The sequence below is a fragment of the Burkholderia sp. MSMB1072 genome (genome assembly GCF_001524725.1).
Lineage (GTDB): Bacteria > Pseudomonadota > Gammaproteobacteria > Burkholderiales > Burkholderiaceae > Burkholderia.
Map to the genome: position 1 here is coordinate 1 of NZ_LOYC01000018.1, position 18,760 is coordinate 18,760.

At 64.1% G+C, this 18,760-nt stretch carries 15 protein-coding genes and 1 pseudogene; 2 read left to right on the forward strand and 14 right to left on the reverse strand.

Features of this window, described 5'->3' with window-relative positions:
• Window positions 1-126 precede the first annotated feature (126 nt).
• From WS89_RS33690 to WS89_RS10325, 9 genes are all read right to left on the reverse strand, one after another.
• On the reverse strand, window positions 127-336 hold the full coding sequence (locus WS89_RS33690; RefSeq protein ID WP_156440532.1) for a hypothetical protein: 210 nt from the start codon (window positions 334-336) through the stop codon (window positions 127-129).
• A gap of 32 nt (window positions 337-368) precedes the next feature.
• On the reverse strand, window positions 369-665 hold the full coding sequence (locus WS89_RS33695) for a hypothetical protein (RefSeq protein ID WP_156440533.1): 297 nt from the start codon (window positions 663-665) through the stop codon (window positions 369-371).
• A 176-nt stretch (window positions 666-841) separates the two neighbouring features.
• On the reverse strand, window positions 842-1,282 hold the full coding sequence (locus WS89_RS32140) for a hypothetical protein (RefSeq protein ID WP_257127412.1): 441 nt from the start codon (window positions 1,280-1,282) through the stop codon (window positions 842-844).
• A 5-nt stretch (window positions 1,283-1,287) separates the two neighbouring features.
• A complete protein-coding gene (locus WS89_RS10300) occupies window positions 1,288-5,913 on the reverse strand; it encodes a DUF6531 domain-containing protein (protein ID WP_257128154.1) in 4,626 nt (1,541 codons plus the stop codon).
• A 7-nt stretch (window positions 5,914-5,920) separates the two neighbouring features.
• The gene (locus tag WS89_RS10305; protein WP_006484761.1) at window positions 5,921-6,343 is read right to left on the reverse strand and encodes a DcrB-related protein; all 423 of its coding nucleotides are present in this window, start codon (window positions 6,341-6,343) and stop codon (window positions 5,921-5,923) included.
• 21 nt (window positions 6,344-6,364) lie between these two features.
• Window positions 6,365-8,485 carry a type VI secretion system Vgr family protein gene (locus WS89_RS10310; protein WP_059790798.1) on the reverse strand — a complete coding sequence of 707 codons (2,121 nt, stop codon included), beginning with the start codon at window positions 8,483-8,485 and terminating at the stop codon, window positions 6,365-6,367.
• A gap of 359 nt (window positions 8,486-8,844) precedes the next feature.
• Entirely contained in the window at window positions 8,845-9,354 is a 510-nt protein-coding gene (locus tag WS89_RS10315; RefSeq protein WP_059502388.1) for an OmpA family protein, read from the reverse strand.
• An 86-nt stretch (window positions 9,355-9,440) separates the two neighbouring features.
• Window positions 9,441-10,709, reverse strand: coding sequence for a diguanylate cyclase domain-containing protein (locus tag WS89_RS10320; RefSeq protein ID WP_059502386.1), 1,269 nt, complete (start codon window positions 10,707-10,709; stop codon window positions 9,441-9,443).
• Window positions 10,706-11,413: a YfiR family protein gene (locus tag WS89_RS10325; protein ID WP_059790799.1), complete on the reverse strand. Its 708-nt coding sequence runs from the start codon at window positions 11,411-11,413 to the stop codon at window positions 10,706-10,708. Before WS89_RS10325 ends, WS89_RS10320 begins: the two co-directional genes overlap by 4 nt.
• A 581-nt stretch (window positions 11,414-11,994) precedes the next feature.
• Between WS89_RS10325 and WS89_RS34585 the strand changes: the two are divergent.
• Window positions 11,995-12,159, forward strand: a pseudogene (locus WS89_RS34585) (amidase family protein); the annotation flags it as partial.
• Window positions 12,160-12,277: 118 nt separating this feature from the next.
• The gene (locus tag WS89_RS10330; protein ID WP_059790801.1) at window positions 12,278-13,519 is read left to right on the forward strand and encodes an NAD(P)/FAD-dependent oxidoreductase; all 1,242 of its coding nucleotides are present in this window, start codon (window positions 12,278-12,280) and stop codon (window positions 13,517-13,519) included.
• A 47-nt stretch (window positions 13,520-13,566) separates the two neighbouring features.
• Here the strand turns inward: WS89_RS10330 and WS89_RS10335 are convergent, their stop codons facing one another.
• The 5 genes from WS89_RS10335 to WS89_RS10355 all read right to left on the reverse strand — a co-directional run bounded on the left by WS89_RS10335 (window position 13,567) and on the right by WS89_RS10355 (window position 18,741).
• The gene (locus WS89_RS10335) at window positions 13,567-14,712 is read right to left on the reverse strand and encodes an alpha-hydroxy acid oxidase (protein WP_059502375.1); all 1,146 of its coding nucleotides are present in this window, start codon (window positions 14,710-14,712) and stop codon (window positions 13,567-13,569) included.
• A gap of 182 nt (window positions 14,713-14,894) precedes the next feature.
• Window positions 14,895-15,668, reverse strand: a complete 774-nt coding sequence (locus tag WS89_RS10340) for a FadR/GntR family transcriptional regulator (RefSeq protein WP_059502374.1) — start codon at window positions 15,666-15,668, stop codon at window positions 14,895-14,897.
• Between the two features lie 67 nt (window positions 15,669-15,735).
• Window positions 15,736-16,626 carry an amidohydrolase family protein gene (locus tag WS89_RS10345; RefSeq protein ID WP_059790888.1) on the reverse strand — a complete coding sequence of 297 codons (891 nt, stop codon included), beginning with the start codon at window positions 16,624-16,626 and terminating at the stop codon, window positions 15,736-15,738.
• A 63-nt stretch (window positions 16,627-16,689) separates the two neighbouring features.
• Complete coding sequence (locus tag WS89_RS10350; protein ID WP_059502372.1) at window positions 16,690-17,631, reverse strand: ABC transporter substrate-binding protein; 942 nt, start codon at window positions 17,629-17,631, stop codon at window positions 16,690-16,692.
• A 72-nt stretch (window positions 17,632-17,703) separates the two neighbouring features.
• Window positions 17,704-18,741, reverse strand: a complete 1,038-nt coding sequence (locus WS89_RS10355; protein ID WP_059790804.1) for an ABC transporter permease — start codon at window positions 18,739-18,741, stop codon at window positions 17,704-17,706.
• Window positions 18,742-18,760: the final 19 nt, after the last annotated feature.

The window sequence follows — 18,760 nt, forward strand, 5'->3', positions numbered from 1 at the left end:
TTGTTCGTCGAACACGGCTCTCGGCAGGCCGATCTGGTCGGTCAGGATCGAATATAGACCATCCTCGGTCTCCAGATCCGCAACCGCCGTAAGTTGGTTACGATTCGCACCGTTCTGAAAATGACCTCAGGGCAATTTCCGCGCCGGCTTATTCGCAGGTGCTTTTTGCCAAGCGAGCAATATCCCTGCTTCTCCACAAGCGTTGTTTACTGCGGTCAAATCTGCCTCCTCGACGGCCCAGAGCCACATATTGTCTGGAATACTTCTCAAGGAACCTCGAGACGAATCAGACATAATCCATTCCCTCAATGAAATATCATCGATGCGAATCTCCAAGTGATTCTCGTTGAGTACGTTCAAAGGATAAATCATCCTGAGTTTTTCTCAAAAAATTCCGGGACATTGCAACCAAACGAAATAGTCGGAACGCCAACCTCATTAAATACCTGAAATGCGGAAACTTCCCCATTCGATATTGTTGACCTCAGATCAGGGAGAGATGTTTCTTGATCGTCAACAGTTCTCTCCCCACCTCGAACGACGAATTTAAAAAATATCGCCCTGGTTGCCTCCGAGCCCAATTGACGAAATAGATCTTCAGCCGCCTCTAGAGTGGAGACGGCCTGAGTCGGATCTATCCCGTAAATTGCAATTCCAGTACTCATACCCTCTCGATTGGACAACCACGCACTTCACGCCAAACAATGCAATAGCAATTCGTTGCAGTAAGCAGTCGTAGCGGCAACGACGCCTAATTACTGTCTTGCATATCCAGCACCACAGGCACATGACTGCCCTTGGTCACCACGCCTTTTTTCCGACGGGTCATATGGAATTTAATTTAAATAACTCTATTCCATGATCCATTTTCCGCCCTCTCAGGTTCCACGAATACCCAAATCGAATGACACTGAGAGCAACGATAGTACATTGCAGAACCTGCCGAGCCTGGGCCCTCGGAATCAAAAAGCGGCGGAACGATTTCCGTAAGAATTCCGCTTGCAACAGCAGCATCACGGCGTTGTGAATATTGCTGATACTCCATGCGCGACACGAACTGCTTGGGCAACCCGATACCACGGCAGTGCGTGCACGCGGGCAGCAACTGAGCGATCGCTCCGTTGCTCTGGGCTTCGCTTCCCCGCCGAAGCTTCAGCAACTGACCTCGTGGAATTTGTGCTTCGACGCGTGCTCCTTGGTTATCTAACCATGCGCGTAGCTGTTGCAAATCAACACCTCGATCGCGGTAGCGCCGAAACATATCTTGAATATCTTGATCCATGACGTTCACATTGATTTGTCGACTGGAATAATCCAGTCGTCAGACCACGATTTCGTTGTTCCCATGAACTGATTCTGTCCACCAGATCCTGCTGCCGGATAGAACGACGTTTCTGGTTCCCATCCAACCGAAAGTTTTCCTCCGAGCGGTCTTGGTACGGTTGCCGAAGAGAGCTCCGATGTCGGGATTTTCAACAATACGTCGGGCGGCCCCCAGTGTTGGAAAACCTGACCGCGATCCATCAGCACGCCTTGATTTGTCCCGACGTAGTCTGTCGACATGTACGTTCCTGCACCCTTATAGCCACTGATGCTGCCTTGCTTGCGGTAATTTTCAATAGCTTTCCACGTAGTTGCGCGATAGACGTAGTCCTGAGACGCAATCTTCTGATCCAAAGCGGCCTGTAGTGCATCGCCCTGATTTCGATTACGCATCAATTCGCGATATTGCTCCCGCGTCAGCGAACGCTCACCTGGCCCCGGGCGAACCCCCCGGCCGCTCAAACCCTTATCAATTTGAGAGTCGCTAGTCTCGCACGTAGCGAGGCCGAGGGGATCGAACTCGACGAAAGGATCGGCGACGTAACCTTGCGTCCGCAGCCCGCCCTCCAGTCCGATCGGATCGAAGCTGAGATACTGCCCGGAATCGGGATCGTAGTAGCGATTCAGGTTGTAGCTGAGCCCGGTCTCATCGTCTGCCCATTGACCAGGGAAGCGTAGCGTCGTGTCGATCGGCGTGTTCTGTATGTCATTAGCTGCTCGCCTAACCGGCAGCAATTTTCCCCACAACGAATACGCGGCCCTCCACACCGGCTGGCCTTGTTCGTCGAACACGGCTCTCGGCAGGCCGATCTGGTCGGTCAGGATCGGATATAGACCATCCTCGGTCTCCTGCGCGAGCGGGGAGAAACTGCCCGGCTCGATATGCCAGGTCACGACCTGACCAGTCGTACCGTCTCGCTGCTCGATCCAGCGCTCGGCCAGCGTCGGACCGTCCCATAGGAACTTCACGGTTTCGCGGCTGCCGAGTCGCTGCTTCTCGACTCGGCGGTTGAAAGCATCGTAGCGGTACAGCCACACCCCGCGTTCGGGCGTCGCAACCTTCACTAGCCGATTGAGCCCATCCCACGTGTATTGCCACGTCTTTGGCCGGAACCCGGGCTGTTCGACGGTCTTCTCGATCGTGCGGCCACGTGAGTCGTACCGATAGCGCGCATGGCCGATCCGTTCCGGCAGGCCGCCTCGGTGGTAATGGTGAGTATCCACGGGAGCCTGGCGCCCGTGCGCGGCAATGTTCATTGCCGCGTCGTAACGAAAGTGCTCCGCCGGCTGCAGCAAACTTTCTGCAGAAACGATCTGGCCGCGCGCGTCACGCCGGTACGTAAGCGTGTCGGCGTCGCTGTCGACGCGCTCTAGTTGTCCAGCGGCGTCGTAATGATAGACCTGTCGTGTCAATTGCTCGAGCGCATGGGCCGGGTCGGCTTGCAAGGCCTCGAATGCTACGGCAGGGCCCGCGATCTGTCGGCGGAGGCGGCCGAGCGCGTCGTATTGATGCTGAGTAACGAACGTCCCCGCTTGCCGACCGATTTCACGTCCCAGGCCGTCGCGATGGATCGTGAGCCCTCCGACCTGCGTCAGCGCACCCAGTGCATCGTATGCATAGGCCGTCTCCCGCCGCGGCGTCATCCGCAGACGCCGCTGCCCCTCAGCGTCGTAGACGTGCCGCAGCAGTTCGCCGTGCTGATCCTCGCCGATCAGTCGTCCGTTCCTGTCGTAAGCAAAGCGCGTCACATGAGCGTGCTCACCTTGCACTTCGGCTGACGCCAATCGTCCACTCAAGTCATAGCGATACGCAAGCTTCACATCCCCAGCATCGACCTCGACGAGACGGTCGAAACCATCGTACGTGTAACGCCACTGTCCACCATCAGGCAGTGTTTTCGTGAGGAGGCGCCCGGCAGCGTCCCGCTCGTATTGGGTCGTGCGGCCGCCCCAGTCGATTTCCGTTGCGAGCCGCCCAGCTGCATCGTAGCGGTAGGTGTAGGCTTCGCCCAGTGCGTTGACGACCTTGGTCAATCGCGTCGCGTGGTCGTACTCGAAACGCGTGGCATGGCCGGCAGCATCAATCGATGCCGTGAGCAGATCGAACGGACCATAGGTTCGCTGAGTCGTGCGACCGAGCGGATCGATCCACTCAACCGGCAAGCCCTCGCTGTTGTATTGCGCTTTCGAAACCGTACCATCGGGGCGCGTAATCGCTCTCAGATGGCCACGCGGATTGTCCGGGCCGTCGGTGTAGTCGAAGCGAGTCACATGCCCATCGGGCGACGTTTCCTCCAGTATCCGACCCAACAAGTCGACCTTGCGCCGAAAACGAGCGCCCGTCGGCAATACGATGTCGGTCAGTCGAAACCGGTCGTCGTAGTCGAGGCGAGTTTCGCGATCGCCAGCGACGATGCGCAGCAGTTCGCCGTTCGGGCCGTAGCGATAGGTCGTCTTGGTGCCATCCGGCTCGGTGCGTGCAATCAATCGGCGCAGATGATCGTACTCGAGCTTGATCCGGCCGCCGTTCGGCAAACTCGCTCCAGTGAGCAGCTGCGCGTCATCGTATTCGAAGCCAAGCGTGCGCCCCGAGCTGTCCGTAACCGAAATCAGTTGACCTTGCTCATCGTATCGATAGTCCGTCCGTCGCCCAAGCTGATCAATCCGGGCCATCATGCGGCCGAATTCCCATTCCGAGCGGATGCTATGGCCTAGCGGATCGATTTCGGCGGTGACGAAACCCTCGTCGTTATAGTCGAAAATTCGTTCACCGTCGGCGTCGAAAACGCGCGTGCGGCCAGCTTCGTAGACAAACCGCCCGGTGTGATAGCCCTGACGAGTGCCCGTCTCGATCACTCGACCAGCGGTGTCGTACCGATATCGAACATCGGTCTGATCTGTGTCCCGCCATTGGGTCATCCAGCCGTGTTCGTCGTAGGCATAGTGAAACTCCCCGAACTGGAGGCTCGCCACGCGGCTGAGCATGCCGCCCTGGAAGCCATAGTCGACAAGCGTTCGCACATACCCTTCGGCATCGTGCAAAACGATCCGCTCGGGTTCACGTTCACGTCCGTGATAGGCCACTTCCACTCGATAGCCATCGCTATGGGCCAGGTTGCTCAAGCGACCCGTGGAATCGTAGGAGAAGGCAACCGTATTGCCGTCGAGGTCCTCGATCCGTTCGAGGCGAGACGAGCGCCCGTCGACGAGCGGCGCGAAAATACGCAGTTGCCGAGTGTCACGATCGAAGATGCGCGGCTCAAGGCGACTTCCAACCAGCCGATAACGCGGCTCACGCAGGTTAATGCCGTTGAGCGCCATATCCGGCGCGTCAAAGCCGATCACCAGACCTGCGCCATCGTGGAATCGCACGAAGCGGCCACCATCGAACGCCAATCGCTGCGACCAGTTGTCCGACCAGCGGTGACCGAGCAATCCATGATCGTCCGATCGAGTCCGATAGCGTCGTTTAAACTCAAGAGGCAGGATTCCAGGAATGGCCAGATCCGTGCGGATCTCCAGCATTTCTCCGGATACCGGATCAACCGGGTCCTTGCACTTCGGTCGATTCTCGTCCTTGGTACCCCTCTGCTCTGCCGATCGGGTGGGCTCGGGCCGGAATTTTTCGCGCACCGCCCGCAGCCCCTTGCCGCCAACTTTTCCAACTCCGCCGCCTACAATCCCGCCGATCAAACCCGCCAGGAATTCCTGCGTCGCGGACAGCTCCGGGTTCTTCGGGCCATAATTTCCAGTCGTCTTGTCGATCCAGATACTGTTGCGCCCCGAATTGACTTTGCCGCTGCAGTGGGTCTCGTGGCCGATCCGCACCAGCGGCAGCCCGTTGACGAACACGGTTTTGCTGCCGTCGACGAGCGCCTGCGGTGCGCTCGAATGGTGATCACACTTCACCAGATCCGTGACACGCGCGACCTTTTTGCCCTCGAAGTACACATTGTCCGATCCAGTCTTGATCTCCCCACAGTTGCTGCCCATGCTCTGACTGGCCGACGCAAGCGCACCGCCGAGCGTCAGGCCGCCCGCCAGGCACGCCCCGACGATCAACCCGCCGACGAGTCCGCCAGTCGCCACAGTAGCCGCCACCGCAACACCGATCGCCACCCCGACGGCAATGCCGGTGAGGATTCCCATAAACCCCGACGAATGCGCGATGCGATCGCCTACACAGGCGGGATGCGGATCGCCGTGGCCGATCGTCAGGCCCAGTGCATCGCCGACCCGCGTGAATTGCCCGGAGAGCCATCCAGTGAAACCAACCTTGTCGAGTGCCCAGGCGCCACCGACTGCAATCGCGAGTGGAAGCATGACAGTGCCCGCCGCAACTGCGCCCGCACCCAGTGCCGCCCCGCCGGTCGCGCCACCAGCCAGCGCTGTACCGGCCGCACTCAGCCCGGCGGCCGTCCCCTCAACGGCGGTCAGGCCCGCATCGGCGCCAAGCATCCCGTAGTTGAGGTGCTCGTAAAACGGCTGCTCGGCCGCTTTCGCGGCTTCACCGTCCTCCAGCCCGGCGATCTGATCGAGACGTTCCTGCGCGCTGCCGCTCGGCTCGTCGTAATTCGGCGTGTCCGACATTGCAACCTCAGATCGGATCGCGCAATTGAAGACTCTGAATCACCGCCCGGATTTGTTCGCGCTGTGTGTCACTCAGCGTACCGGGCGCAGTAAAGGTGAGCATCAGGACAACCTGCCCGTATTCCACCATCGTCAGCCGCTGGTGAATGGGCGCCTGGTTGTTCGTCCAAGTAAACTCGTGCACATGCGCGGCGCGCCCGGATACGGTGGCGTCTTCATTTGCCACCTCGGCATAATCTGGAACCTGCTTCGCCACCTTCCGGATTTCGCTTGACACATATTCGGCGAACTTCATGCCCCACGGCAGTCGCTCGCGCGTGATCACGAAACTCACGCCCTCCGTGCCAGTCGCTGCCGACACAAATACGTTCATCGTTTTGTCCTGCCACTCCACGGGCAGCGCCAATGTGCCTTCCTGCATCTGGTACATGCTTTGTTATCCTTATTGGTATCAGCCGTTCTTCGGATTGATGTCGGTTCTAGCAGCCTGGATATTGATGTTGCTGTCATCCAGGTGGATCACCGACTCGCCCTTATAGATGTCGATCGAGTCAGCAGTCATGTGGATACGCGTGCCGCCGTCGCCGCCGATCTTGATCCAGAGCTCCTTGGCTTCCAGTGTGTGCACACCCTGCGGAGTCTGATGCAGCGTATTGCCCTGCATGACAACGTCCGACAGGTTGCCAACCGTGACAGCCGTCGTATGGTTGCCCTTGCCGACCTCGACGGTCCGGTCGCCTTTGAGAACTTGAGTCCATTGCGCGTCCTCGACAACGGTATGCATGTCTTTCTGCGCATGCATGTAGAACATCTGTGCGCCATTGACGTCGCTCATCAGCAACTCGTTCGACCCCTGCCCCTTGTGCGTCTGGCTCTTGATCCCCATCGTCTGGCCGGCCGCGCCATGATACGGGTTGCCCTGCTCGCCGTTGAACACGCGGCCGACGATCACCGGGTTATCCGGATCGCCCTGATTGAACGCCACCAGCACTTCCTGCTTGATCCGCGGAATCGCGGCCGCGCCCCAGCCGTCGCCCGCCCACGGTTGTGACACGCGCACCCACATCGAATCGGAGCCATCCTTCTTGCCGCGCCGGTCCCACGGGAAATGCACCTTCACCGCGCTGCCGTTCGTATAGATTTCCTCGCCCTTCGGCCCGACGACGATCGCCGACTGCGTGCCGTGAATCACCGGCTTCGGCGTCGCGCGCGGCGCGCGGTACGGGATCTTCTTCGGCAGCAGCGAGAAGCTGTTGCGGTACGGCAGCTTCGCACTGTGCTGCGTATAGTCGTTCACGGCCTCGTGACGCACGTGCAGGATCACGTACTCCTGGTTGTTTTCGAGGACGGGGTGGTTCGCGACGGTCACGGCGCCCGCCGTCGTCATGCGCCACGCATAGCCGCCGCCGGTATAACGATGGGCTTGCGCCTCCTCGGCCTCCATCGCGTAACGCGCGTAGCGGTGGCCGTCGTCGCCGTGGTCGTACAGCGACTGGTGCTCGAACCGCTCGGTCGCATCGAGCCGCGCATGCTTGAGGTTTTGCGGCCCGGCCTCCACCAGCATCAGCGGGGACGACGGATTCTGGTGATTGAAGTCGCGGAACGTGACCTTGCCGACGCCGAAGCGCCGGCCTTCGTGCAACTGGTCGATGCCGCTGCCCTCGCTGGCCTCGGTCGCGGCGAACGGCACGGTGGCGAGCCCTTCGATCGGGCGGAACAGCAGGTTCGTGTCGCCGATCACGAGAAAGTGCTTGTCCTTCTCGTAGCGGTGCGTCCACACGAGCCCCTCCTGCTCCATCAGCCGCGCGCAGAAATTGTAGTAGCTCTCCTGGTACATCACGACGTACTCGAGCGGCTTCTGGCTCGTCCGGATGTCGAACGTGAAATCGGAAAAACCGTGTTCCTGGAAGATCTCGGTGAGGATGTCCTGCGCGGTCTTGTTCTGGAAGATCCGGCAGTCGGTCGAGCGCGTCAGGAACCAGAACCACGGCACGGCCGTCAGGTGGTATTGCGTGACGTTCCCGGGGTTGCCGGCGCGGTCGAACGACGCGACGTAGCCGTCGAAATAGCGGTCGTTGTCGCCGGTGCCCGACGCCACGACGCGTTCGAGCGTGGACAGGCGCGCCTGCTGGTCGAAGCGGATCTTGACCTGCTGGCCGATCAGGTCCTCGGGCCGCAGGTCGTGGCGATGCGACAGCAGGTCGAGGTGGATTTCCGGCAAGCGGTTCACGTGCTCGTCGACGACGGCCGCGCTGACCAGCAGCACATCCGGGCCGAGCGGCGTGTCGAGCGTCACATAGCGGTTGAGCTGGGTCAGGCGTGCCGGGTTAGCTGCGCCGTTGATCGCCTCTGCAATCGCGCCGGGCGTCTTGTCCATCAGCGAGAAGCCGGTCTGCGCGAGCTGCATCGCGCGCTGGACGGTGTCGACGTGCCCGGCCAGGCCGGCGAGCGGCCCCAGGCTGCCGGCCACACTCGACGCCACCGGGCCGGCGAGGCCCCCGAGCGCGCTCAACGAGCCGAGCGCACTACCGCCCAATCCACTGGGAATACCCCCGTTCGGAGCGAAACTCATTCTTGTTCCTTGCGTGTGATCTCAGGTTCCATGAGCCGGCTCGCCGGCCCGCAGCCCCGATAATGTAGGGTAAAACCCGACCGCTTGAAAGATGTCCTGCAAACGTTTTCGTTCGGGCCCTGAAAATCCGAAAAAGAGACCACCGGCCGGGTGCCCGGAGGCGGCACGCCGCGCCGAAGCAGCGCGACGGCCTGCAATGAAAACCGTGACACTGCATCCTCAGGCGTCTGCGTGACAATGGCAGGAAACAGTTAAAACGAACTGACCGCACCAAGGCATTCCGGGCGCAGTGTTTGAGCAACCATACTAGACAGCCTACTGGTCGGCAGGCGTGCAATCGATATCGCGGCGCACCTCCCTCACCGCGGCGAAACCACGATCGCCGCCCGCCGATTCTGCGCCCGCCCTGCCGGCGTCTTGTTGTCTCCTACCGGATCGCGCTTCCCTTTCCCGACGATCGCGATCCGCTTCGCATCGAGTCCGACGTCGACCAGTTCGACAGCAACGACCTCGGCCCGCCGTCTCGACAACTCCAAATCGTAAGCAGCCTCCCCCTCGTCGTCCGAGTACCCATAAACCCGCACCCCGTTGATTCCCGCCGACTGCAACGTCCGCCCGATCCGCTCGACGATCCGCCTGACATCCGGCTTGAGGTTGTACCGATCGAAATCGAACAGAATCGGCCCGGTCGAACCGAACTCGAATCCCTGCCCGGTCTCCTGGAACCCGGCCGACTTCAGCGCCGTGACCTGCGTCTGCGTCAGCCCGCGATGAAGCGGCGGCGTCTTGCAGCCCCCCAGCAGCATGCCCAGCAGCAGCGCACTCCCGACGCACATCCGCCCCATGCTCACAGGAAACGAGTGGTTCATTTCGCATCCCCTTCTATCGCGCCCGCTCTGCAAGCGCTTCTTTTAACCGCCGCTGCGGCCTCGCCCGCAGCGCGAGTCGATCAACGTCACACCGGCCCTGCAACGCTCTCCGCCAACCGCCACGATCCCGGCCGCGCGCGCTTGGCGCGGTACATCGCGATATCCGCCGCGCGCAGCAAGCCGCTCGCGTCCGACGCGTGATCGGGATACAGCGCAATGCCGGCACTCATCATGGTGGCCACCACGCGGCCGTCGGACAGCTCGATCGACAGCGCCATGCCGGACAAAATCTCGTCGGCGATCCGGCACACGCTGCCCGCTTCGGGCACCGTCGCCAGCATCACCGCAAACTCGTCGCCGCCCAGGCGCGCGACGAGATCGGCCTCGCGCACCCGCGTGCGCAGCCGCGACGCGATGCCGATCAGCACCGCGTCCCCGGCGTCGTGGCCGAGACAATCGTTGATCTCCTTGAAGCGGTCGCAGTCGAGATAAAGAACGGCGACGCGCTGCCCCGTCAACGTCGCATCGCAAAGCGCAAGCGCGAGGCGCGACTCGAACTGCACGCGGTTGGGCAACCCGGTGAGCGCATCGTGCGTCGCCTTGTGTTCGAGCGACGCGTTCTCGTCGCGCAGCGTGTTCTGCCAGTCTTCGAATTCGTCGAGCAGCGCGTTGAAGTCGTCGCCGAGCTGGTTGAGTTCATCGATCGCCGCGGGCTCGACGCGGCGCCCGAACGCACGCTCGCGCCGCACCGCGTGCGCGACGCCCGCCAGCGCGCGCAGCGGCGAAACGATGTCGTGCAGCAGACGCTTGGAGCTGACATACGCACCGAACACGCTGAAGGCGAGACAGCCGAGAATGCCGCCGACGCCCCCGAGCAGGAAGCCGAAGAACTGATGCCCTCGGCCGCGTACGACGACGTGGCCGACGATGATGCCGTCATGCATCACCGGGGCGGTAACCGGCCCGGGTAGCGCCACGGCGGCGACGGCGCGCTCGAGCCGCGCGATCCCGTTTCCGGCCGGCAACTGCCACGTCGCGAAGAGTTGTCCCTTGCTGTCGGTGACGACTACCTGCGTGACGTCCTCGTCGCCGGCGATCATCCCGATCGCCTCGTTCGCCGCGATGCGATCGCCGAACACGAGCGCCGCCTCGACGGTATAACCGAGCGAGCGCGCCAGCAGGTTCAGGTTGTTGCCGGCATAGGCTCGCAACGCGATCACGGCGACGACGATCAACGACACGGCGGCCATCGCGACGGCGACGAACGCGAGGCGCAGGTGCGCACGACGCAACACGCTTTGCAGCGTCGGGCGCGGCAGGCGCGAAGCGGAAACGGGGGGTGCGGACCGTGTCATGGCGTCACCGGCCGTCGTGCGAGATTGAGGACGTTCGGGTGCACGCGCACGCCGCTGCGCGCCACGGCGTCGAGATTGATGTCGAACGACACGTGTTCGCCGTCGACGTTGAGACAGAACATGCCGCCTGCGGTGCAGGACGGGTCGTGCTCCGAGATCGTCAGGACCGGATGGCCGGCCACTGCTGCCCTCACCTGCGTTCTCTCGCCTTCGCTCAAGGTGCCGAGATAGACGACGTCGCACGCCATGCCGAGCGCGGGATCGTCGAAGCGCACGCGCTGCACGTCGAGCAGCGTCGAGCCGGCCTGCAGCGTGTCGGTCAGGCCGCGTGCATAGTCGGGCCGGCCCGTCACGCACAGATGCAGGCGAACGGGCGTCGTCGGCCAGCGCGTGAAGCTGATGATGCCGAGCACGACCTGACGCACGGCCGTGTCGTGTGATGAAAAGGCGGGATCGCGGGAATCGGCGGGGCTCGCGGCGGCGGCGATGCGCACGGTGTCGAGCGTATCGTCAACATCGGCGGGAACCCCGGCGAGCACGGTAGGTGCCGCACTCAGAACGCAAACGATTGCGAGAAACGCGTGGCGCAGCGAAGCGGTTCGGCCAAGACGGCCGGGGCCCGCCCGCGCGGCCATTGCCGCCGCGCCCGTTGGCGTCGCTGCAGTCGCAAAACTGGCAGCGGACGCGCGCACTTTCGCATCCATGATGGGAACATCCGCCGGCGTCGGTCCCGACGCTGCCTACTGCCTCCCTCCATGCGCGTGCAGGTACCGAATTAACGCGCACGATTCCTTCATCTTAGGTAGAAAGTCGCGTGCGCAACCAGTGGGATACACCCGGGAGAAATCGTGGGAAGTATGGGAAATTGGGGCTGTTTTTGATGCTTTGGGTGAGTGTGGCATCCATCGTTGGTTCAGTGCCAACGCCTGCGAATTAATCGGCGGATTGGATGCGCGGCTGTCTCAAACTTCATATGGTCTTACTTGGTGAGTCAGAACGTTTTCCAGTGCATGGGGCCGCCGTCTGCAACTACCTCCACGGTCGGCTCGACAAACTGCACAGTCGATTGACGAATCACGGCATCGCAATGCTGACGCTCGACTGCAGATAACCGTTGTCACACGATCTACCCACGCACCGGACGCGAATGCCTTCTCGCGTTCGGTTGCGCGAACAACCGCGATACCTCTGAGCCACCCACCGCCGACAAATCAAACGACGTCTCCCCCAACCGCTTCCCCGCCAACTTGAACACCCGCATTCGCGATCACCGGCGTCGCGACAGACCGAGCCGATCTCGTTCGCGGGGCTGCCGGTCGTCAGCGCGCCGTGCTTCGCACCGGGCGAGCTGCCGGTCGGCGTGCAGTTGATCGGTGCGCCCGGCGGCGACGCGGTGTGCTTCGACGCCGCGCGCCGGTTCTCGGCCGCGTGGCGCGACCTGCCCCGTTAGCGACGCGCCCCTTGGTGCCGCGCGCCGCCGCGAGTATGCTTGCAGCTCGAACACTGTCCAACCCGGGCGCGCGCACCGTACCGCGGGCAGGCGCCCCGCCAACCGTCATTCACCATCGATGGATTTCGACGTCATCGTTCTCGGCGCCGGCATCGTCGGCGTCTCCGCCGCGCTGCACCTGCAGGATCGCGGCCGCAAGGTTGCCCTCGTCGATCGCGGCGCGCCCGGCGAAGGCACGAGCTTCGGCAATGCGGGGCTGATCGAGCGCTCGTCGGTCGAACCGTATCCGTTCCCGCGCAGCCCGTTCACGCTGATGCGCTATGCGCTGAACCGCTCGACCGATCTCTACTGGCACAGTGCGTCGCTGCCCGCGTTCGCGCCGTGGCTCGCACGGTTCTGGTGGGAATCGGCGCCGCTGCGCCACGCGGCGGCTTCGCGCGACATGCTGCCGCTGATCGAACGCTGCATCGTCGAACACGACGCACTGATCGCGCGGGCCGGCGCCGGCGAACTGATCCGCGCGAGCGGCTGGCTGGAGGCGTTCCGCACGCCTGCTGCGTTCGAACGCGGCGTGGCCGAGGCCGGCCTCACCGCGCGCCGCCACGGGCTCGGCATCACGCCGCTCGACGCGGCGGCGCTGCTCGCGCACGAACCGAGCCTCGCGCCGGGCTTTTGCGGCGCGCTGCACTGGCTCGACCCGAAAAGCGTCATCGATCCGGCCGCGCTCGTCAAAGCGTATGCGCAACTGTTCGTGCAAGGCGGCGGCACGCTGCTGACGGGCGACGCCGCGAGCCTCGACGCGTTGTCGCCCGGCTGGCAGGTCCGGACCGACGACGGCCCGGCGGCCGCGCCGGCCGTCGTCGTCGCGCTCGGCCCGTGGTCCGATACCGTGTTCGGCAAGTTCGGCTACAAGATCCCGCTGCGCGAGAAGCGCGGCTATCACATGCACTACGCGCCGTCCGAACGTGGCGTGCCGTCGGCGCCGATCGTCGATCGCGAATACGGTTACGTGATCGCGCCGATGCGGCGCGGGCTGCGGCTGACGACGGGCGTCGAGATCGCGCGGCGCGGGCTTCCGCCGACGGGCGTGCAGCTCGAGCGCGCGGAACGCGTCGCGCGGCCGGTGTTCGGGTTCGGCGAGCGGCTCGACCCGCAGCCGTGGCTCGGCTTCCGGCCGTGCACGCCAGACATGCGCCCGGTGATCGGCCCCGCGCCCGCGCATCGCGGGCTGTGGTTCGCGTTCGGGCACAACCATCACGGGTTGACGCTCGGCCCCGTCACCGGCCGGCTGCTGGCCGAGATGATGACCGGCGAGGCGCCGTTCACCGATCCGGCGCCGTATCGCGCGGATCGCTTCTGAGCGCGATACCGGCCGGCGCGCGCGCCCGAACGGCGTCGCACCCGCCGTCAGCGAAAGCGAAGCTGATCCCGCCCGAGCTGCGAAACGGCGGCGCAGCCCATCAGCCGCATATCCCGTTCGATCTCCGCCCGCATCAGCTGCAACGCGCGCTCGACGCCGGGCTGCCCTGCGGCGGCGAGCGGGAACAGGTAGTAACGCCCCAGGCCGACCGCCTTCGCACCCAGCGCCAGCGCTTTCAGTACGTGCGAACCCCGCTGCACGCCGCCGTCCATCATCACGTCGATCCGGTCGCCCACCGCGTCGACGATCTCGGCAAGCTGATCGAACGCGGCGCGCGAACCGTCCAGTTGCCGGCCGCCGTGGTTCGACAACACGATGCCGGTGCAGCCGATGTCCACCGCCCTGCGGGCGTCGTCGACCGACATCACGCCTTTCAGGCAAAACTGCCCGTTCCACTCCCGCACCATCGCGGCGACGTCGTCCCATGACATCGACGGATCGAGCATGTCCGTGAAGTAGCGGCTGATCGACATCGCGCCGCCGCCCATATCGACGTGCCGGTCGAGTTGCGGCAAACGGAACCGCTCGTGGGTCAGATAGTTGAACGCCCAGGCCGGCTTCAACGCGAACTCGGTCAGCCCCGCGAGCGTCAGCCGGAACGGAATCGAGAAGCCGGTGCGCTTGTCGCGCTCGCGATTGCCGCCGGTGATGCTGTCCACCGTCAGCATCATCACGTTCACGCCGGCCTGCCTCGAGCGGTTCATCATCTCGCGGTTGAGGCCGCGATCCTTGTGAAAGTAGAACTGGTACACCTGCGGGCCCTGGCTGATCGCACGGGCTTCCTCCAGGCTCACGGTGCCGAGCGACGACACCCCGAACATCGTGTCGAACTTCGCGGCCGCGGCAGCGACCGCGCGCTCGCCGTCATGATGAAACAGGCGTTGCAGCGCCGTCGGCGAACAATAAACCGGCATGCCGAGCTTCTGCCCCATGACCGTCACCGACAGGTCGACATCGCGCACGCCGCGCAATACGTTCGGCACCAGATCGCAGTGCTCGAACGCGCTCGTGTTGCGTCGATACGTGGCTTCATCGTCGGCCGCGCCGTCGATGTAATTGAAGATCGGTCCCGGCAACCGCCGTCTGGCCAGCTCACGGAAGTCGTGGAAATTGTGGCAATCGTTCACGCGCATTCGTCACACTCCATTCGGCGCGCGAGCGGCGTGCCGGTGGGCCGGCGCGTGGCGCTCGCATCGCAGCGTTCGTTCGGTCCGGGCGGCCGGCGTCCTCGTGCGGAACGGAGGCCGCGTCGCCAGCCGGAAGGGGGCGCATCGCGCCCGCCGCTTCCGAATCTGCAGGGAATCGACGCGCGCACTCAATCGAGCGCGCGGCCGAAGATGCGGATCACTTCGTCGAGATGCTCGGCCATCGCGCGGCGCGCGGCGTCGGGGTCGCGCGCGCGGATCGCGTCGAGGATCGCGCGATGCTCGCGCTCCGACCGGTGCGGCATGTCGTTCGGCATGTACAGCGACTGCAGCCGCTGGAACATCGGGTCGTACTTGTGCGCGAGCAACTGCTTGATCATCAGCGCATACGCCGGATTGTCGCTCGCTTCCGCTATGCGGATATGGAACAGCCGGTCGCCCGGGTGCGTGAGCGAGCCGCTGCGGTTGTCGTCCTGATTGCGCAGGAACGCTTCGTGAATGCCTTCGATCTGCGCGTCCGAGCCGTGCTGCGCGGCCAGCGACGCCGCTTCCGGCTCGATCAGCCGGCGTGCCTGCAGCAGCGCGAACGGCGGGATTTCCGTGTCGAGATCGAGCGCGATGCCGAGCTCCGGATCGATCTCGACGATCGAGAACGGCGCAACCGTTACCGTCGCATCGGGCGCCGGCGCGGGTTCGGGCGCGGCGGCCGTTTCGGGATGGCGCACCTTCACGCCGTCGCCGACGCGCACGCTGACGAGCCCGTTCACTTCGAGCGCGATCAGCGCCTCGCGCACCGACGTGCGCGACACGCCGAACCGTTCGGCGAGTTCGCGCTCGGGCGGCAGATAGCTGCCCGGCGGGAAATCGCCGGACTCGATCATCGCACTGAGCTTGTCGGCGATCTGCTGGTAGAGGCGGCGGTTCTGAATCGGCTGGATGGACATACGTTGACGCTGGTAATCGGTTTCGTTCCGGACGGCCCGACGGATCGGCAGACCGTTCGCGCCTATTTTATATGCCGCGCTTCACGTCGCCCGGCACCGCGTAGCAACGCGCGGCCGTGCCGCCCCACAGCGCGCCGCGTTCGGCCGCCGACAGCCGCGATTCGGCCCAGCGCTCGACCAGCGACGCCACTTCGTCGTACGACGCCGCGAGCAGGCACACGGGCCAGTCCGATCCGAACATCAGCCGCTGCGGGCCGAACGCGTCGAGCGCCGCGTCGAGGCACTGCTCGATGTGCCGGATGTCCGGCCCGCGCAGGCCGCGCCGCCAGTCGGCTTCGGTCACGAGCCCCGACAGCTTGCACGCGACGTGCGGCAGCGCGCCGAGTTCGCGCAGCGACGCGCGCCAGCGTGCGAGCGCCGTGTCGTCGCGTTCGAACTCGGCAAGCGCCGGCTTGCCGACGTGGTCGAGCACGAGCCAGTGCGCGTCGTGCCGCGCGCAAAACGTACGCACGTCAGGCAACTGGCGCTCGAATACGAGCACGTCGTACACGTAGCCGTTCGCCTGCAGCCACGCGACGCCGCGATTGAAGCCGGGATCGGCGACGAACGCGCCGACGTCGGCTTCGTCCTGCACCTGATGACGAAAACCGCGCAGCTTCGGGCTGCGCCACTCGGCGACACGGTCGGCCAGCGCCGGCGCACCGAGATCCTCCCAGCCGACCACCGCCGCGATGCGCGCATCGTCGCGCGCCAGATCGAGCAGGAACGCCGTCTCGTCGCGGCCGGCGCGCGCCTGCACCGCGATCGATGCGCCGAGCGCCTGCGCATGCATCTGCGGCCACAGCGCATCGGGCAGGTAGTCGCGTGCGAGCACGCCCATGTCCGGTCCGATCCATGGATAGTCGGCCGCGCGATAACGCCAGAAGTGCTGATGCGAATCGATACGCACTGCGCCCATGATGCCCTCGTGTTCGATCGTCGCGGCGGCGGCCCGCATCGCCGCCCCGCCATTCCGCCACGTTCAGTCGTACAACACCGCCGCGATCTTCGGATCGTCGATATTGGTCTTGTCGTACCAGTAGAAGCCGGTATCGATGACCTTCGGCAGCTTCTCGCCCTTGATCGCCTTCACGGCCGCCTCGACCGTCTTGTAGCCGATCCCGATCGGGTTCTGCGTGATCGCGCCGGCCATCAGCCCGCTGCGGATCGCATCCTTCTGCTGCTTGCCGGAATCGTAGCCGACGATCACGACCTTGCGCTTCATCTCGCGCACGCCGTTGACCACGCCGATCGCCGAGCCTTCGTTGGTGCCGAACAGCCCCTTGAGCTTGGGATACGCCTGCAGGATCGACTTCGTCACTTCGGTCGATTTCAGTTGATCGCCTTCGCCGTACTGCACGGTCACGACCTGCACCTTCGGGTGCGCCGACTTCATTCGTTCGAGGAAGCCGTCGCGGCGGTCGATGCCGGTGCGGCTCGTCTGGTCGTGCGCGACCACGGCCACCTGCCCTTCGTCGCCGATCAGCGCGGCAAGCTTGTCGGCGGCGAGCGCAGCGGCCGCCTTGTTGTTGGTCGCGGCCGTCGTCACCGGAATGTCGCTGTCCACCCCCGAGTCGAACGCGATCACCGGAATCTTCTCGGCCTGCGCCTTCTTCAGCAGCGGCAGCGCGGCCTTGCTGTCGAGCGCCGCGAAGCCGAGCGCGGCCGGCTTCTTCGCGATCGCGGCGGACAGCATGTCGATCTGCTTGTCGACCATCGCCTCGGTTTCGGGCCCTTCGAACGTCACCTTCACCTTGTAGTCCTTCGCGGCCTGCGTCGCGCCCGATTTCACGGCCTGCCAGAACTGATGCTGGAAGCCCTTCGAGATCAGCGGGATATAGGTTTCCTGCGCCTGCGCGCCGGCCGTGACGCCGACGGCGAACGTCAGCCCGACGATCGCGTTCAACACCTTGCTCCTGATCACTTCGCGTCTCCTTGGTTGGTATCGACTGAAATGCCGGCCCGGCCGGCGGTGAAGCCCATGCGTGTCGGCGCGTCAGCGGCGGCGCCGGCGCAGGATGTCCACATAGACGGCGAGGATGATGATCACGCCCGTCACGACCGTCTGCCATTCCTGCGCGACCGACATGATGCGCAGGCCGTTGGTCAGCACGCTCATGATGAACGCGCCGATGATGGTGCCGACGATGCTGCCCGCGCCGCCGGACAGCGACGTGCCGCCGATCACGACGGCCGCGATCGCATCGAGCTCGTAGCCCTGCCCGAGCGCCGGCTGCGCGGAGTTCAGCCGCGACGCGATCAGCAGGCCGGCGATCCCGCACACCGCGCCGCTGAACGTGTAGACGGCGATCTTCCACGCGTCGACGTTCACGCCGGATAGCCGCAGCGCCTCCTCGTTGCTGCCGAGCGCGAACGTGTAGCGGCCGAAGATGGTGCGGTTCAGCACGATCGACGCGCCGATCGCGACGAGGAACAGGATCAGCACCGCGTTCGGGATCGGCAGCGCGGGGATCAGGTTGCCGATCAGCGAATCCTGCGCGATCGACGTGAAGCCCGGCGTGTCGTTGAAGTAGATCGGCCGCGTGCCCGAGATCACGAGCGACAGCCCCTTGAGCAGCATCATCATGCCGAGCGTCGCGATGAACGGCGGCACCTTCATCTTCGCGATCACGAAGCCCGATACGCAGCCCGACAGCGCGCCGAAGCACAATGCGGCCAGGATCCCGAGCGGCAGCGGCATCCCCCATTTCGTCAGCACGACGCCGGCCATCACCGCGCAGAACGTCATCAGCGTGCCGACCGACAGGTCGATGCCGGACGTGATGATCACGTACGTACAGGCGACGGCCAGCACGCCGTTTACGGCGGTCGCCTGCAGGATCGACACGAGATTGTCGACTTCGAGGAAGTTCGACGACGCGAAGCTGAAGAACACGATCAGCAGCACGAGGCTCGCGAACGCGAGCAGCTTCTGCCGCGCGGCCGGATTGAAGAAGCGCGATTTCAGGCGCGATGCGGCGGCCGGCGTGTCGCCGGTGGCAAGGGGCGGAACGGGGTGCGTATCGTTGGACATGATCGGGTAGGCGTCTGAA

Bases quoted from the DNA above. Each gene is read 5' to 3' on its own strand.
- WS89_RS33695 (WP_156440533.1), bottom strand. From the start codon at position 665: ATGAGTACTGGAATTGCAATTTACGGGATAGATCCGACTCAGGCCGTC.
- WS89_RS32140 (WP_257127412.1), bottom strand. From the start codon at position 1,282: ATGGATCAAGATATTCAAGATATGTTTCGGCGCTACCGCGATCGAGGT.
- WS89_RS10300 (WP_257128154.1), bottom strand. From the start codon at position 5,913: ATGTCGGACACGCCGAATTACGACGAGCCGAGCGGCAGCGCGCAGGAA.
- WS89_RS10305 (WP_006484761.1), bottom strand. From the start codon at position 6,343: ATGTACCAGATGCAGGAAGGCACATTGGCGCTGCCCGTGGAGTGGCAG.
- WS89_RS10310 (WP_059790798.1), bottom strand. From the start codon at position 8,485: ATGAGTTTCGCTCCGAACGGGGGTATTCCCAGTGGATTGGGCGGTAGT.
- WS89_RS10315 (WP_059502388.1), bottom strand. From the start codon at position 9,354: ATGAACCACTCGTTTCCTGTGAGCATGGGGCGGATGTGCGTCGGGAGT.
- WS89_RS10320 (WP_059502386.1), bottom strand. From the start codon at position 10,709: ATGACACGGTCCGCACCCCCCGTTTCCGCTTCGCGCCTGCCGCGCCCG.
- WS89_RS10325 (WP_059790799.1), bottom strand. From the start codon at position 11,413: ATGGATGCGAAAGTGCGCGCGTCCGCTGCCAGTTTTGCGACTGCAGCG.
- WS89_RS10330 (WP_059790801.1), top strand. From the start codon at position 12,278: ATGGATTTCGACGTCATCGTTCTCGGCGCCGGCATCGTCGGCGTCTCC.
- WS89_RS10335 (WP_059502375.1), bottom strand. From the start codon at position 14,712: ATGCGCGTGAACGATTGCCACAATTTCCACGACTTCCGTGAGCTGGCC.
- WS89_RS10340 (WP_059502374.1), bottom strand. From the start codon at position 15,668: ATGTCCATCCAGCCGATTCAGAACCGCCGCCTCTACCAGCAGATCGCC.
- WS89_RS10345 (WP_059790888.1), bottom strand. From the start codon at position 16,626: ATGGGCGCAGTGCGTATCGATTCGCATCAGCACTTCTGGCGTTATCGC.
- WS89_RS10355 (WP_059790804.1), bottom strand. From the start codon at position 18,741: ATGTCCAACGATACGCACCCCGTTCCGCCCCTTGCCACCGGCGACACG.